14 protein-coding genes and 3 pseudogenes are annotated in these 14,253 nt (G+C 43.6%); 16 read left to right on the top strand and 1 reads right to left on the bottom strand.

Translation table 11 applies throughout. From position 1 onward, the window contains the following. The 4 genes and pseudogenes from FTU83_RS08450 to FTU83_RS08435 form a co-directional block, all read left to right on the top strand. Positions 1-448 (top strand): group II intron maturase-specific domain-containing protein (locus FTU83_RS08450; protein ID WP_180106059.1); only part of this gene is annotated, 448 nt, incomplete at its 5' end. A gap of 79 nt (positions 449-527) precedes the next feature. Continuing rightward, a pseudogene (locus tag FTU83_RS08445) lies at positions 528-1,013 on the top strand (IS3 family transposase); the annotation flags it as partial. Between the two features lie 135 nt (positions 1,014-1,148). Then, the gene (locus FTU83_RS08440; RefSeq protein ID WP_180003145.1) at positions 1,149-1,814 is read left to right on the top strand and encodes a flagellar biosynthesis protein; all 666 of its coding nucleotides are present in this window, start codon (positions 1,149-1,151) and stop codon (positions 1,812-1,814) included. 163 nt (positions 1,815-1,977) lie between these two features. Beyond that, positions 1,978-2,355 (top strand): annotated as a pseudogene (locus tag FTU83_RS08435) (transposase); the annotation flags it as partial. Here the strand turns inward: FTU83_RS08435 and FTU83_RS08430 are convergent. Further along, positions 2,354-3,217: pseudogene (locus FTU83_RS08430) on the bottom strand (IS3 family transposase); the annotation flags it as partial. The pseudogenes FTU83_RS08435 and FTU83_RS08430 sit on opposite strands and share 2 nt — an antisense overlap. 205 nt (positions 3,218-3,422) lie before the next feature. Here FTU83_RS08430 and FTU83_RS08425 point away from each other — a divergent pair. The 12 genes from FTU83_RS08425 to FTU83_RS08370 all read left to right on the top strand — a co-directional run bounded on the left by FTU83_RS08425 (position 3,423) and on the right by FTU83_RS08370 (position 14,238). Beyond that, positions 3,423-4,043, top strand: coding sequence for a beta-ketoacyl synthase chain length factor (locus FTU83_RS08425; RefSeq protein ID WP_180007391.1), 621 nt, complete (start codon positions 3,423-3,425; stop codon positions 4,041-4,043). Beyond that, a complete protein-coding gene (locus FTU83_RS08420; RefSeq protein WP_005090856.1) occupies positions 4,037-4,849 on the top strand; it encodes a 1-acyl-sn-glycerol-3-phosphate acyltransferase in 813 nt (270 codons plus the stop codon). The genes FTU83_RS08425 and FTU83_RS08420 overlap by 7 nt, the downstream gene beginning before the upstream one ends. Then, the gene (locus FTU83_RS08415; protein WP_005090854.1) at positions 4,833-5,093 is read left to right on the top strand and encodes a phosphopantetheine-binding protein; all 261 of its coding nucleotides are present in this window, start codon (positions 4,833-4,835) and stop codon (positions 5,091-5,093) included. The genes FTU83_RS08420 and FTU83_RS08415 overlap by 17 nt, the downstream gene beginning before the upstream one ends. A 9-nt stretch (positions 5,094-5,102) precedes the next feature. Continuing rightward, positions 5,103-5,351, top strand: a complete 249-nt coding sequence (locus FTU83_RS08410) for an acyl carrier protein (RefSeq protein WP_005090852.1) — start codon at positions 5,103-5,105, stop codon at positions 5,349-5,351. Beyond that, positions 5,348-5,902: a septation protein IspZ gene (locus tag FTU83_RS08405; protein WP_005090850.1), complete on the top strand. Its 555-nt coding sequence runs from the start codon at positions 5,348-5,350 to the stop codon at positions 5,900-5,902. The genes FTU83_RS08410 and FTU83_RS08405 overlap by 4 nt, the downstream gene beginning before the upstream one ends. A gap of 78 nt (positions 5,903-5,980) precedes the next feature. Further along, complete coding sequence (locus FTU83_RS08400; RefSeq protein ID WP_180007370.1) at positions 5,981-7,642, top strand: AMP-binding protein; 1,662 nt, start codon at positions 5,981-5,983, stop codon at positions 7,640-7,642. A gap of 14 nt (positions 7,643-7,656) precedes the next feature. Further along, on the top strand, positions 7,657-8,391 hold the full coding sequence (locus FTU83_RS08395; protein ID WP_168369547.1) for a glycosyltransferase family 2 protein: 735 nt from the start codon (positions 7,657-7,659) through the stop codon (positions 8,389-8,391). Between the two features lie 17 nt (positions 8,392-8,408). Beyond that, positions 8,409-9,323, top strand: a complete 915-nt coding sequence (locus tag FTU83_RS08390; protein WP_168369546.1) for an acyltransferase — start codon at positions 8,409-8,411, stop codon at positions 9,321-9,323. 5 nt (positions 9,324-9,328) lie between these two features. Further along, on the top strand, positions 9,329-10,861 hold the full coding sequence (gene hutH, locus FTU83_RS08385) for a histidine ammonia-lyase (protein ID WP_168369545.1): 1,533 nt from the start codon (positions 9,329-9,331) through the stop codon (positions 10,859-10,861). A 9-nt stretch (positions 10,862-10,870) separates the two neighbouring features. Continuing rightward, positions 10,871-11,290: a thioesterase family protein gene (locus tag FTU83_RS08380; RefSeq protein WP_005012597.1), complete on the top strand. Its 420-nt coding sequence runs from the start codon at positions 10,871-10,873 to the stop codon at positions 11,288-11,290. A 7-nt stretch (positions 11,291-11,297) separates the two neighbouring features. Continuing rightward, a complete protein-coding gene (locus FTU83_RS08375; RefSeq protein ID WP_168369544.1) occupies positions 11,298-11,939 on the top strand; it encodes an outer membrane lipoprotein carrier protein LolA in 642 nt (213 codons plus the stop codon). After that, a complete protein-coding gene (locus tag FTU83_RS08370) occupies positions 11,914-14,238 on the top strand; it encodes an MMPL family transporter (RefSeq protein ID WP_180003140.1) in 2,325 nt (774 codons plus the stop codon). Before FTU83_RS08375 ends, FTU83_RS08370 begins: the two co-directional genes overlap by 26 nt. Positions 14,239-14,253: the final 15 nt, after the last annotated feature.

Genomic DNA, 14,253 nt, shown 5'->3' with positions numbered 1-14,253 from the left:
CCAAGATATTAATCGTCGTAAAGCATATCCCGATGTTCAATTTACTTTTCTCGGGTACACGTTTAGGCCCCGTAAGGCTGTGGACAAGTATAAAAGAGTTTATGTAAATTTCTCTCCTGCAGTCAGTCGTGATGCACTTAAAGCAATGCGACAGACTATTCGGAAATGGCATCTACATCTGATGTGTAATCGCGAATTAAGTGATTTATCTGCAATATTCAATCCAATTCTTCAAGGTTGGCAGCAATACTATGGTCGATTCCATGGTTCAGCAATGTCAGCGATCTGGCAACACATGAATGCTTATCTTATACGCTGGATGAGGCGTAAGTATAAAAACTTGGCCCGTCATAAAAGACGGGCTAGATATGCCTTAGGGCGACTTGCGCGTGATTTTCCAAATGCCTTTGTGCACTGGAAAATGGGATGTTTACCATCGGTTGGATAATGGGAGCCGGATGAGCTGAGAGGTTCATGTCCGGTTCTGCGAGGGGCTAAGGGTGAAATTCCCTTGGTCTACTCACCCGTATATTCAAACTCATTCAGGCTGGGTCTATACCGCCTTTATTATTGATGTGTTCTCACGAGCAATTGTTGGATGGAAAGTATCGACACGGATGAATACAGATATGGTGCTCGATGCATTAGAGCAAGCCTTGCACGATCGAGGCATGCCAAAGAATGTGATTCATCATTCCGATAGAGGTGTTCAATATCTTTCTATTCGCTATACCAATCGTTTAGAAGCTGCAAATTTACGAGCATCAGTCGGTACAACTGGTGATTCATACGATAATGCTCTGGCTGAAACGGTGAATGGCTTATACAAAACAGAGGTGATTGAATATTTAAAAGCAGATTGGCAAGGTTTAGCAGATGTACAACTTGCGACACTAAACTGGGTAGATTGGTTCAATAAAGAGCGTGTACACAGTGCACTGGGTTATGTATCGCCTTTTGAGTTTGAAGCAAGGTACTATGATAAGATTAACCCGTTAGGTCAGGTGGCCTAACTTAAATAAAAAAATCTCCGACAAACCCGGTACGGTTCACTTTCCCACTAATACGAATAATTATCTTTCAATCTTTGCGCTATTTCTTTATATTTATGAAGTTTTACCTAACTATATAAATATTGAGGGATTTTTGTGAAACATTTTTTTCTTATACTAACTTTTGGGTTGTTAATCACTACACTTTCAGGATGTGCAACATCTCGTGGACTTATCCAAGTTCCAACCTCTAATCAAGTTTCTACACAAGAGGCCAGTAATTCTAAAAAAGTGATTATTGCACTTGTTGAAGATGAAAGGTCTTTTCAAGATAAACCACCAACTGCTGATATCCCATCTTTAAAAGGTGGTTTAGCAAAGGCTACGGCTGAAGAAAAAGCAAAAGCTGTAGCTCGAAAGCGTAACGGTTATGGAAAAGCTTTAGGTGATATTCTTTTAGAGAAAGAAACGGTTTCTGAATTATTAAAGAAACGTACAACTCTAGCACTTAAGAAATCAGGCTATGAAGTTCTTGAAGATAATGCTGCCAATCGGGCGAATGCAGACCTAGTTTTGAATATTAAAATTAATAAATTCTGGTCTTGGTTCCAGCCAGGATTTGCATCTATTAAAATCCATTCTGAAATTGATACCGATATCTTCAATACGAAGAAATCGCCAGCTGAACCTATTCACGTTTACAGCAAAGTTGTTAGATCAGCACAGGTAGCCAATGGTACAAAATGGATTGAAAATATTGATAATGTTTTGAATGACTATGAAGCTAAATTAATTTTATCTTTGCCTAGAGTTACCCCCTAATAAATCATTTTAGATCCAAATTATAGACTCTTAGAATAAAGCTCTTTTAGAAGAGCTTTATCATTTTATCTATCTGTTAGATTTCCCAGTCTACATTCAACTTCACATAGGCTTTGTTGCACAAACCTATCTGTAAAGGCTTTTTCAGCAATATAATTTTCAAATGAAGAAGCTTACATACAAAATCTACCGCACAACCAATTGGTCAGCATATAACCAAGCACTCTTTAATCGTGGGAATATTGACATTTGGTTCGATCCAAAAACACAATGGCATGCAGAACCGCAAGGCAAATAAGGTCTAAGTAAAACTTACTCCGACATAGCGATTCAATGTATTTGATGATCAAATCTCTATTTAGACTCACTTTACACAGGGTTACTGGCTTTGTTCAAAACTTAATTAAACTTTGCGGATTGGACAGCACCAGATTACAGTATGCTTTGTAGAAGACAAAAGCATATTGATATTGCAATTAGTTATCAGAAAAACAGTGATGGGCTTCATCTACTCGTAGACTCTACAGGCATGAAGTTTGTGAATGTACAATGAGGTCCTTAGCTGGTTTTTGATTGTGAATAGCCATATTCGATGCATCACAAACAAGCTTGGCTGTCATACGCTCATTTAAGCTGTAGCCAACCACTTGTTTCGTGTAAACGTCTTTTACAACTATTAAGTACAACAAGCCTTCAGTCGTCCATATATACGTAATATCACTCAATCACGCTTGGTTTGGTTTAATCATTGAGAATTGTTGCTCAAGCAAATTTGGATAGATCGCTCAGTTATGGTCACTGTTCGTCGTTCTTTTGAAACGTTTGTGGTACTTACAATGCAGCTGATTTAACTTTTTTATCTGACATACTGCATATGTACTAATTTTTACGACCTGAGCCTGTAAATGCTTGGTTAAGCGAATATAGTCATAGCTCTGTTTCGTTTATTTGTGCGCTATTTTGACCAAATTTGTTTGTTGATTTCGCTGAACTAATCGTTTATTCACACCTCGTTTTAGCCAATTATAAAAGTGTGAAACTAATACATGAAGTAATCGTGCCATCAAAATAATCGGCAATCAGTGTTTTTGCGATTTCATATAGGCGTACCTTACTGACGTACTTTGGCAAAGTACGCTGCTGCCTTTTTTAGAAATTTACGTTCCATTTCAGCGGATTTAAGCTGTTTGTTTAAGTTGCTTATTTTCTTCGAGCAAAGCGTTTAGGTCAGGTGAATACTGTTTAGTACCAGCTAAAGTCCCTGCCTTTGCCTTATTGTTCCAATGCGAAAGGGTCTGCATGGAAATGCCGAGTTCTCTAACTGTTTCGGATACATTGCCTTGATTGGCTTCTAATGCTTTGATGGCTTCAGATTTAAGTTCTACCGTATACGTCTTGTGTTTCTAGCTCATGGTAAACTCCTGATGAGTATGTATAGTTTACCAAGTTAAAACCTCCTGTTTTTTCAGCATACAGCAATTGATAATTGAATGGATTTCACAGTTTTATTTTTGAAAACAACATGGTTTTGTTATTTTTTGTGAAAAATTTAACTCGGTGTTATAATTACACACCTGATAATTGTCAATTTTTTAATTACTGATCATGATGATGCAACTCCACGTGTCCCACTTAAATCTAAGTTCGATTGATCAAGTGTTATCAGCTATACAACACATTCCTGCGATGCAACGCCGGCGCTTATCGCGCCTAGCAAAGCTGGCTATGAATAGTGCAATACAGACTTTAAATACACACAAAGTCGATTATATTGTTTGGGTGTCGCAATATGGTGATGAAGCCAAAACGCTGAATATATTAGAAGATGTCTTGAGAGGGCAAACGCCTTCACCGACTCAATTTTCAACCTCGGTACATAATGCAATTTCAGGCTTATATTCTATTTTATGTCAGGATGCGACACCTGCGACCAGTTTGGCAGGTTCGTGGAATGATGGGTTGATTGAAGCTTATGCATGGTTAAAAACAAGGCCAGAAGCCTGTCAGGTTTTGCTGGTGTATTATGATGAAGCCTTGCCTGAAATGTATATCGAGCATCAGCCATTTTCTGCTTTTGCGATGGCAGCGATGATTTCATTAGCGCCTGCAAATTTGATATTGATGCCAAAGCATACGAATGCAACGCCAGCCTATCAGCAAGCTTTAGCATTTAACACGTTTTGGACTAATCCTGAGCAAACTGAATCTGAAGCGTGGACGAAATGCTGAAATTAAATCGAATCAAGCAAAAAGCCAACTATGCATGGCGGGTTGGGGCGACAGGATTTAGCTTTGCCAGCTTTGGCTTAGGCGGTGTGGCGATTGGCGGTTTGGTTGCCCCTCTGGTTAAGCTGAGTTCGTCTGATCTGGATGTCCGAAAACAGCGCACTCAAAAGGTGATTAAACACAGTTTTAAAGGTTTCACCGAAATGATGGTGAAACTGGGCATTATGACTTATACGGTTGAAGGTTTAGAGAAATTAAAAAACAGTCAACAGGAGTTGGTGATTGCCAATCATCCGACACTGATTGACGTGGTGGTTTTAATTGGTTTAATGGAGCAAGCAAACTGTGTCGTTAAGCAGGCACTGTGGTCAAATCCATTTACCAAAGGTCCTGTGCAAAGTGCGGGCTATATTTTAAATGCGGGTTCTGAACAATTTATTCAGGACTGTGTACACAAATTGCAGCAGGATCATGCCGCGTCCTTGTTGATCTTTCCTGAGGGAACAAGAACAGCAAAAGGTGAGCAGTTGAACGAGTTTCAGCGCGGCGCAGCCAATATTGCACTAAGGGCAGGGGTACCGATTCGGCCTGTGCTAATTAGCTGTACGCCCTCGACACTCACCAAAAACGAAAAATGGTATCACATTCCAGAACAGCCTTTTCATATCCATGTAAAAGTCTTGGATGCGATCCAAGTGGAAGACGTATTGGATGACGTAACGGTTAATCCAAAAAATGTACGTCAATTAAATCAACAATTACAATGGTTTTTTAACCAAGAGTTATCCCTAAATGACGAATCTTGCTGATGAATTAAAGCAAATGATTATTGATGTCCTTGCCCTTGAAGACATCAGTATTGAAGACATTGATACAGACGCGCCTTTGTTTGGCGATGGTCTAGGTTTGGACTCGATTGATGCCCTTGAATTAGGCTTGGCATTGAAAAAACGTTATGGCATTCATTTGAATGCAGAGTCTGCAGAAACCAAAGAACATTTTAAATCAATTCAAAGCTTAGTGGCTTTGGTTGAAGCACAGAAAACAGCATAAGAGGTTGCTATGCTTGCACAAGAAACCGTGTTAGAAAAATTACGTGAATGGATGGAAGAGTTGTTTGAAATTGCGCCTGAAGATGTGCAATTAGAGTCAAACCTAGCTTCAGACCTCGATGTTGACAGTATTGATGCCATTGATTTGGTGGTAAAAATTAAAGAGTTGACAGGCAAACAAGTCAACCCTGAAGATTTTAAAAATGTGCGCACCATTCAAGATGTGGTGGTCGTGATTCAGAATATGTCAGTTGCATGAACAACATCTTAAAAGGGGTAGCAGGGATCGGTTTGATCCTCTATCCTTTTTTTGTCGCTTATGCTTTGGCACATGGACAGTATGTCTGGGTCAGTGCGGTATTGATTGTACTGGGCATTTTACGTCTCTTGAGTAAGGGCAATGCCCTGCTGTGGCCATTGACAGGTTTTGCCATTTTATGTGGCGGGCTGAGTTTGATTTTAAAAGATCATGCGTGGCTTAAACTCTATCCTGTCTTTATGAGTCTTGGGGCGCTGTTTATTTTTGCCAGCACCTTGATTCGACCGCCTTCAATGATTGAGCGTTTTGCACGTTTGGCAGAGCCTAATCTGCCAGAAGAAGGAGTCGAATGGACCCGTCAAGTGACCAAAGTTTGGTGTGGTTTTTTTTGCATCAATGCGGTCATTGCCCTGATCACTGTTTTCTTTGCACCGATGAAAATTTGGGTGATGTATAACGGCTTGATCTCTTATGTCTTGATGGGTGGACTGTTACTGGGTGAGTTTGTGTTGCGTAAACGCCAGCAACGACTGCATCAGGCACAGAAATAACAGCATTTCCGTCAGGGCAACTGAAACAGTGGCCTCGAACTATAGCGATTAGAAATACGGTTTTTAAAAACAAATTTTATGTCTTGTCATTTTCAACACCATCTCCATTCATCGCGTCCCTTGTGTATTCAGGCGGACTCAAGTTTTGTGTCCTTTCACACTTTTTGGTTGGATGTAGCTGAGCAGGCTACGCAAATTCAGCAGTTGGAACAGCCAGTATGGGCGCTTTGGGAACAAGACAGTTATGAGTTTTTGGTATTGTTGTTTGCAGCCTTGCAAGCAGCTAAGCAAGTGCTGTTGCCGCCGCATCGGGTCAGCGACTTAGAAAAAGAATTGGCTGAACAGCAGATTTATTTTTTAAAACGTTTGCCGTCGACAGCCGCGTCAACCTTTGAGCTTCAATTTGATGCTGCCTTTCTCAATCAGGCACAGCTGTATTTCTATACTTCGGGTTCAACAGGGCAGCCGAAAAAGATTCCGCGCACCTTGCAACAATTGTTCAATGAAGTCTGTGGTTTGGAAGCCAGTTTTGATTTGCCTGAGCGGGCAGTTGCGATTGCCACGGTGAGTCATCAACATATTTATGGTTTGTTGTTTAAGTTGTTGTGGCCCTTAGCCAGTGGACGCAGTTTCTATCAAAAACAACAGGCTTTCCCTGAAGATGTGGTCGATCTTCAAAAGAAAATTGCCCATCTGCAACTGCCCAATTACCTGATTTCAAGTCCTGCATTGTTGAAGCGCTGGACCACAGATGTAGTGTTGCAAGACTGCCATCGGGTCTATTCCTCTGGTGGAAAGTTGGATGCAGGCGTGCGTCCTTTGCTGAACCGTCCGATTACTGAAGTGTTTGGTAGTTCTGAAACAGGCGGGATTGCTCACCGTCAGGCGGATGATGCACTATGGACACCCTTTGCCAATGTCGAAATTAACTGCGCCGAGCAGCAAGAGTTAGCCGTTAAAACCAACCATGCCTATAGCGAGGATTGGATTCTGACGGGAGATAAAGTGCAGGTTATGGATGCAGATAATCCCAAAAGTTCGTTTCAGTTGTTGGGGCGTTTGGACCGCATTGTCAAACTCGAAGAAAAGCGGTTAAGTCTCGATGCGATTGAAGCAAAAATCGCTGAGTTGGCAGAAATACAGCAGTGCCATGTTTTAATTCATGAAAAAGAACAGCGTCAGATGTTGGCGGTGGTGGCAGTGTTAACGGATGATGCAAGGGCGCTGCTCATTGAAAAGGGTAAAGCTGCCTTTACCGCACAGCTGAAAAAACACTTACAACTGAAATTGGAAAGTATCGCGATTCCGCGGCAGTGGCGGTTTTTAACGCAAATGCCACAAAATGCACAATCGAAGCTGAACAAACAGTATTTAAAATCACTCTTTCAGCCGATGACTCTGCCTGTGGTATTGACACAGCAGTCACAGGATATGCAGATCACTTATGCTTTGGAGTTTGTGCCTGAGCTGGAATGCTTTAAAGGGCATTTTCCGAACTTCCCGATTTATCCGGGCGTAGGGCAAATTGGATTTATTCAACATTTTGCCAAACAAAACTGGGCAGATTTACTGTGGTGCAATGGTTTTGAGCAGTTAAAATTTCAAGGACTGATCCAACCCTATCAAACGCTGGAACTGGTGCTCAGCCGTAAAGCACATAAGATCAGTTTTGAGCTGAAAAATCATGACAAAATATTGGCATCAGGACGTTTGCTGTTTGCTGTCCCTGTAGACGTTTAAGCCGAGAGACAAAAATGAAACACTGCTTTGTGATTCCTGTGTATAACCATCCGCATTATTTGGCTGCGTTACTGTCACATTTAAGCGCTTTTGAGTTACCCATTATTATGGTGAATGATGGCAGTGATGCTGATTGTACAACAGTGTTACATCAGCTTGAGCAGGACTACCCAAGGGTCGATTTGGTTGAACATACCCACAATCAAGGGAAGGGGCAGGCGGTGATCACGGGTCTCAAGCATGCCTTTCAATGTGGCTATAGCCATGCTTTGCAACTGGATGCGGATGGACAACATGATTGGCAGGATGTGCAACGCTTTTTAGACACCTCTATCCAGCATCCCGAAGCCATGATTATTGGTCAGCCGATCTTTGATGCGACTGTTCCAAAAAAACGTCTCTATGGACGTTATGCAACCCATATTTGGGTGTGGATTAACAGTCTGTCTTTTGACATTAAAGACAGCATGTGTGGCTTTCGTGTTTATCCTTTGGCGCAGACGGTGAACATTCTAAATACAGCCAAGTTTCAACCGCGGATGGGCTTTGACTCGGAAATTTTGGTGCGTTTGAAATGGGATAATGTGCCGTTTATCAATTTGCCCACGCATGTCGTTTACCCTGAAGGTGGCATTTCACATTTTGATGTTTGGCGTGACAATTTGGGCATGGCGCGCGCGCATAGTCGCTTGTTAGGTGGCATGCTGCTGCGGTTCCCCAAACTGATTTATCAGAAAGTTAAAGGCTAAGGCGGTCAGAGAAGCATATGCAGAAATGGAGCGCCGTGAAAGAGCGGGGCGGGATGTTGCCGCTGATGCTGATGCTGGGTTTCTACCGTTTGGGTGGGCGCTGGCTGTGTCGGGTCATCTTGTACTTTGTGATTTTATGGTACTGGCTCTTTTCCAATACCGCGCGTCAGGCTTCTCTGTTGTACTTAAAAAAACTGCATCATTTTGCAGGTGCACAGTCACCGTTTCAGGCTGAGCCGCAGCTTTGGCATAGCTATACGCATTTGATGCAATTTGGCGAATGTATTTTAGATAAAATTGAGGGCTGGCTCGGGCATATTCCTGAGCAGAACTTAAAGCTGCATGGTCATGCGCATTTTCGTTCGCACTATCAAAAAGGTGCGGTGATTGTGGTGTCACACTTTGGCAATATTGAATTGCTTCGTGCCGTCAAAGCAGAGCATCCGCAGAGAATTAATGTGTTGGTCTATCAAAAACATGCCACCAAATTCAATGAGTTTTTAAAAAAGCTGAATGAACATGCCGATGTCAATTTGGTTTCGGTGGATGAGTTGGGAATTGAAACAGCACTGATTTTACAGGATAGGTTGGATCAAGGTGAATGGGTGATTGTGGCTGCAGACCGCGTACCTGTGCAGTCAGATCGGGTACAATCGGTTGCGTTTTTAGGTGAGCAGGCGCTGTGGCCACAAGGTGCATGGATTTTGGCCAGTTTGTTGAAAGCTCCTGTGCTGGCAGTGTTTTGCTATCGAGTTGATACACATTTTGAAGTGCATATTCACCCAGTGGCGGAGCAGTTAAATTGGCCACGTAAAGAGCGTTTACAGGCCATGCAGCAGACCACACGACAGTATGTGGAACTTTTGGAACAGCATTGCATACGCGCGCCCTTTCAATGGTTTAATTTTTATAATTTTTGGAATAAAGGATAAGTCTTGTGTTAATTGTTGGGGAAACTCCGCTCAGTATTGAAGATGTTGTGGCTGTAGCGCGTAAAGAAAAACAGGTGGCATTGCCTGCCTCTGCTGAATGGACAGCATTGATTCAACGTGGCGCAGATTTCCTCGATCAGCTGTTGCAAGACGAAGGCGTCATTTATGGCGTGACCACGGGCTATGGAGACTCGTGCTTGGTTGAAATTCCGGCCCATCAAGTGCATGAGCTACCACTACATTTGTCGCGTTTTCATGGCTGTGGCATGGGACAAAACTTAGACTTAATTACCGCACGTGCTGTCGTGGTGGTGCGTTTATGTTCATTGGCGCGCGGCTATTCGGGTGTTTCGCATGCCTTGTTACAGCGTTTGGTCTGGATGCTGAATGAAGATGTCATTCCGGTGATTCCCTCAGAAGGTTCGGTGGGTGCCAGTGGTGACTTGACGCCTTTGTCTTATATTGCTGGGGCCTTGGTCGGTGAGCGCGATGTGTACTATCAAGACCAGATCGTACCGATTGCACAAGTGTATGCCGAAAAAGGTTTGGAGCCTTTGGTGATGCGTCCTAAAGAAGGTTTAGCCCTGATGAATGGTACAGCGGTTATGACCGCGATTGCCTGTTTGAATTATAAAAAAGCCGAACAGATTTCTTTTGCCAGTACTTTGATTACCGCCCTGAATGTTTTGGCTTTAGAAGGGAATCCAAGCCATTTTGATGAAGTCTTGTTTGCGCAGAAACCACATCCGGGACAACAACATATTGCAGCTCAGTTACGTGACTGGTTAAACAGTGACGTGCAGACCGAACACCAAAGTTCGCGCCTGCAAGACCGTTATTCACTGCGCTGTGCACCGCATGTGATTGGGGTGTTTGAAGATTCTAAAGTCTGGCTGCGTCAGTTTATTGAAAATGAGCTGAATTCAAGTAACGACAACCCATTGATTGACCCAGTGAACCTGCGGGTACTGCATGGTGGACATTTCTATGGCGGACATATTGCCCAAGCCATGGACAGCCTGAAAATTATGATCGCGAATATTGCTGACTTGATGGATCGTCAGTTTGCGCAGTTGGTCGACTATAAAATGAACAATGGTTTGCCGCGCAATTTAACCGGTTCAAGCCCTGAGCGTTTGCCGTTGAATCATGGCTTTAAAGCGGTGCAAATTGGGGTTTCGGCATGGACAGCAGAAGCCTTGAAACAAACCCTCGCTGCGTCGATTTTCTCACGCTCAACCGAATGTCATAATCAAGACAAAGTCAGTATGGGTACCATTGCTGCGCGTGATGCCAGTCGAGTGATTACCCTGACTGAACAAGTGATTGCGGCACTCAGCTGTGCAGCGGTTCAGGCGGTCAAACTCAAAGGGGTAGATACAGAACTCAGCCCTGTTTTAACAGCATTTCAACACTGGGTGCTTCAGAGCTTCACCTATGTAGTGGAAGATCGTCCTTTGCAACAAGAGCTTCAGGCATTGGTTCATCGCTTTGAGGATTTAGAACTGTTAGACAGCATTGCTGTTCAATATTCATAGGAAATGAGCATGCATGCTGATGTAATCATTGAAGTGCCTTTTCATGATGTCGACACCATGAATGTGGTGTGGCACGGGCATTATTTAAAATATTTTGAAATTGCACGCTGCAAATTGCTGGATCAATTTCACTATAACTATAACCAAATGCGTGACTCGGGCTATGCATGGCCAGTGATTGAAAGTCATGTGCGTTATGTACAAGGCATTGAGTTTGAGCAAAAAATTCGTGTGCGCGCCGTTTTGAAAGAATGGGAAAATCGCTTAAAAATCGAATATCTGATTTTCGATGCAGTTTCAGGCAGAAAGCTGACCAAGGGTTATACCTCGCAAGTGGCGGTACATATTGAAAAACGTGAAATGTGCTTCCAGTCACCACAGGTGTTGCTGGACTGTTTAAATGCATGGCCTGAATTTAAAGCGGAGTAATGCAAGCATGATTCGATACAAATTTTTTAAGCCGATTTTGGTTGCGTGTACAGCCAGTATGATGACTGTGCTTGCTCCCGCAGTGAATGCACAAAATACTGAATTGAAACAGGTGTTTGCTCAGCTCGGTGCAACGCCTGTGGTGCGTGCCCAATTTGAGCAGCAGAAAAAACTGGCCGCTCTGAATAAAACCTATGTGTCCAAAGGCACGGTGCTGTTCAGCAAAAACCAAGGGGTGCTGTGGCAGATTCAAAGTCCAGTCAAAGCCGATTTGGTGGTGACACCGCGTAAGCTGGTACAAAAGACGCAGCGCACGTCCAGTCAAATTGAAGTCGATAAGACTCCTTATGGCTCTGTAGCGACGATGTTTTTGCAGTTGATGTCGGGCAATGAAGCGGCACTCGCTAAAAACTTTAACGTGGTGTCTGCCAATTACAGTCCGACGCAGTGGAATGTCAGCTTAACGCCGAAAAGCAGTCTATTTAAAAAGCTTTTTGTCCAAGTCGATGCGCAAGGTCAGCGTTATGTGGACCGTATTACGATTTTGGAACAAGCCAATAATCGCACCATCATTCGTTTTAGCCAGCAAACGGCTCAACCTCAAACTTTAACGGCTGCGGAAAATGCGCTTTTCCAATTGGCAAAATAAATTTAGCGCCCTGTGGTTGTTGCTGTTGTGTGTCATTGCTTTGGCACTGGGCGTGGCTTGGCTGAATAAAGGCATTAAGATTGAGACCAATATTTTTGCTTTGTTGCCTGAGGCCCATCAAGATGCTCATCTGGAACAAGCACAGCAATATGTCAGTCGGCAGTTAAATGACAAAGTTTTTGTGGTGTTGGATGCCAAAACAGATCAGCAATTAGAACAGGCAACGCAAGTACTCAAAACCCAAGCCGACCAAAGTCAGCTGTTTTTACCCGTTCGTCCGCAGCTTGATCCTGATCAATTTGCCCAAGCGCTGTATCAACATAAGGCGGGGTTGTTATCCAAGACAGATCAACAGATTGTGCAGAAGCAGGATGATGTCGCACTGACAGAGCAAGGCTTATTACAACTGATGAGTCCGGGCATGCCAATCACGGCTGAAATTCTCAAGCAAGATCCCTTGCTGCTGTTTCCCCGTTATGCAGTGGGTTTAAGTGCCTTACAAAATAATGCCGATATCAATTTAGAGCAGGGCTTTGCGACCATTCGTGATGAGCAGGGCATCTCGCGCCTGATGGTGCTTCAGCTCAATAGCAGTCCCTATAACATTGCCTACCAAGAGCAGACTGCTGCATTTATTCAGAATATCAATCGGCAGCTCAACCAGTTGCAGGTTAAACCGCACTGGACAGGCACGTTATTGTTTGCACAGTTTGGCACCAATTCTGCCAAAGAGGAAATCTCGACTATTGGCGTGGGTTCGACCATCGGAATATTACTACTGGTCTGGTTTGGCTTCCGTTCGATACGCCCGATGCTGACGGAAATGGTTGCAGTAGGTACCGGCAGTCTGGTGGCCTTTGCGGTGACGTATTGGGTTTTCGGTGAAATTCACCTGATGACACTGGTCTTTGGCGCCAGTCTGATAGGGGTTTGTGTCGATTTTTCATTTTACTTTATGGCCATGCAGTCTCAGCACCGACAGGTGGATGGATTTGCAGTTTTAAAACCATTATTGCCAAGCCTATTTGTGGGTTTGATGACTACATTGTTGGCTTATGTAGTGCTGAGTTTTACCCCATTTCCGGGTTTTAAGCAGATTGCGGTCTTTTCCATGGTTGGACTGAGCGCCGCATGGGTGACCAGTATTTTATTGTTGCCACGTTTGCCTGCGCTGAATGCGGAACCTGCGATACGTGCTTTGGGCTTTATTGGCAAAGCACGCAGTTATGTGCAGAGTCGAAATACGCTGCGTTATGGCATGATTGCACTGATTCTACTGGTGATGGGTAGTAGTCTCGCCTTGCTGAAAAGCAATGATGACATCCGTAATTTACAAAGTATGGATGCCACCTTAAAGCAGGAAGATCAATATATTCGTTCGCGTTTTATGCAACAGCAAAGCAGTGAATACTTTGTGGTACAGGGCAGAACCCCAGCAGAGTTGGAGCAGCGCGAACAGCAACTACTGGCAGAGCTTGCGCCCTTACAACAGGCTGGCAAGTTGGATGCTGTACAAGCTTTAGGGCAGTGGATTCCCTCGCTTGAGCAGCAGAAGCACAATATCGCGATGTTGCAGGCGATTCCCAAGCCAGCTTTAGTGAAATATGCGCAAGCGCTACAGCTCAACGCAGCGGATGTTTTAAACTGGCAAGCCCATTTAAAAGACCAACCGTTGTTGACCGAAGCAGTCATTAAAGATCATCCTCTGCATTTTCTGCAGATGAGTCCGACACAACGTTTGGTGATGCTGCAAAATGTGCATGATGTCAAAGCCGTACAGCAGCTTGAGAATGCTGATGTACAACTGTTACGTCCCGTTCATCAACTGTCTGAATTGTTTAAACAGCACCGTGAGCAGGCACAGTGGCTATTACTCAGCGCTTTGGTGATTTTAGCCATTGGCTTAGGGACACTATATGGCAAAAAATCCATTCTGCCTTTGGTGTTGCCTGTCAGCATGGCCTTAATGACCACGTTTGCGATTCAAGCATGGCTGGGTGTCGAGATTAATTTATTCAGCATTATGGGTACCTTCCTAATCATTGGGATTGGGGTGGACTATGCGATTTTCTACCGCCACGGACATGATCATCCGCAGGTGGTGGGGATGGCTTTATTCCTGTGCATGATGTCGACGTTTTTTAGTTTTGGTTTGCTGTCCTTTAGTCATACCTATGCCATTCACAGTTTTGGCTTAACAGTGTTGCTGGGCGTTATTTTTTCATTTATTTATGCCACACTTTTTACATCCTCCGATGCAAAACATGTGGTGGTTCAACAATATCAGCCAAAGAGCTGAGTCAAAGGGTACAGT

It is taken from the genome of Acinetobacter sp. YH12152 (genome assembly GCF_013418285.1).
GTDB lineage: Bacteria > Pseudomonadota > Gammaproteobacteria > Pseudomonadales > Moraxellaceae > Acinetobacter > Acinetobacter amyesii.
The sequence above is the reverse complement of the archived record's forward strand: the minus strand, read 5'-3'. Positions and strand labels throughout refer to the sequence as shown.

Coding starts and splice junctions, on each gene's coding strand:
- FTU83_RS08425 (WP_180007391.1), top strand. CDS start 3,423: ATGATGCAACTCCACGTGTCCCACTTAAATCTAAGTTCGATTGATCAA.
- FTU83_RS08420 (WP_005090856.1), top strand. CDS start 4,037: ATGCTGAAATTAAATCGAATCAAGCAAAAAGCCAACTATGCATGGCGG.
- FTU83_RS08415 (WP_005090854.1), top strand. CDS start 4,833: ATGACGAATCTTGCTGATGAATTAAAGCAAATGATTATTGATGTCCTT.
- FTU83_RS08410 (WP_005090852.1), top strand. CDS start 5,103: ATGCTTGCACAAGAAACCGTGTTAGAAAAATTACGTGAATGGATGGAA.
- FTU83_RS08405 (WP_005090850.1), top strand. CDS start 5,348: ATGAACAACATCTTAAAAGGGGTAGCAGGGATCGGTTTGATCCTCTAT.
- FTU83_RS08400 (WP_180007370.1), top strand. CDS start 5,981: ATGTCTTGTCATTTTCAACACCATCTCCATTCATCGCGTCCCTTGTGT.
- FTU83_RS08395 (WP_168369547.1), top strand. CDS start 7,657: ATGAAACACTGCTTTGTGATTCCTGTGTATAACCATCCGCATTATTTG.
- FTU83_RS08390 (WP_168369546.1), top strand. CDS start 8,409: ATGCAGAAATGGAGCGCCGTGAAAGAGCGGGGCGGGATGTTGCCGCTG.
- FTU83_RS08380 (WP_005012597.1), top strand. CDS start 10,871: ATGCATGCTGATGTAATCATTGAAGTGCCTTTTCATGATGTCGACACC.
- FTU83_RS08375 (WP_168369544.1), top strand. CDS start 11,298: ATGATTCGATACAAATTTTTTAAGCCGATTTTGGTTGCGTGTACAGCC.
- FTU83_RS08370 (WP_180003140.1), top strand. CDS start 11,914: ATGCGCTTTTCCAATTGGCAAAATAAATTTAGCGCCCTGTGGTTGTTG.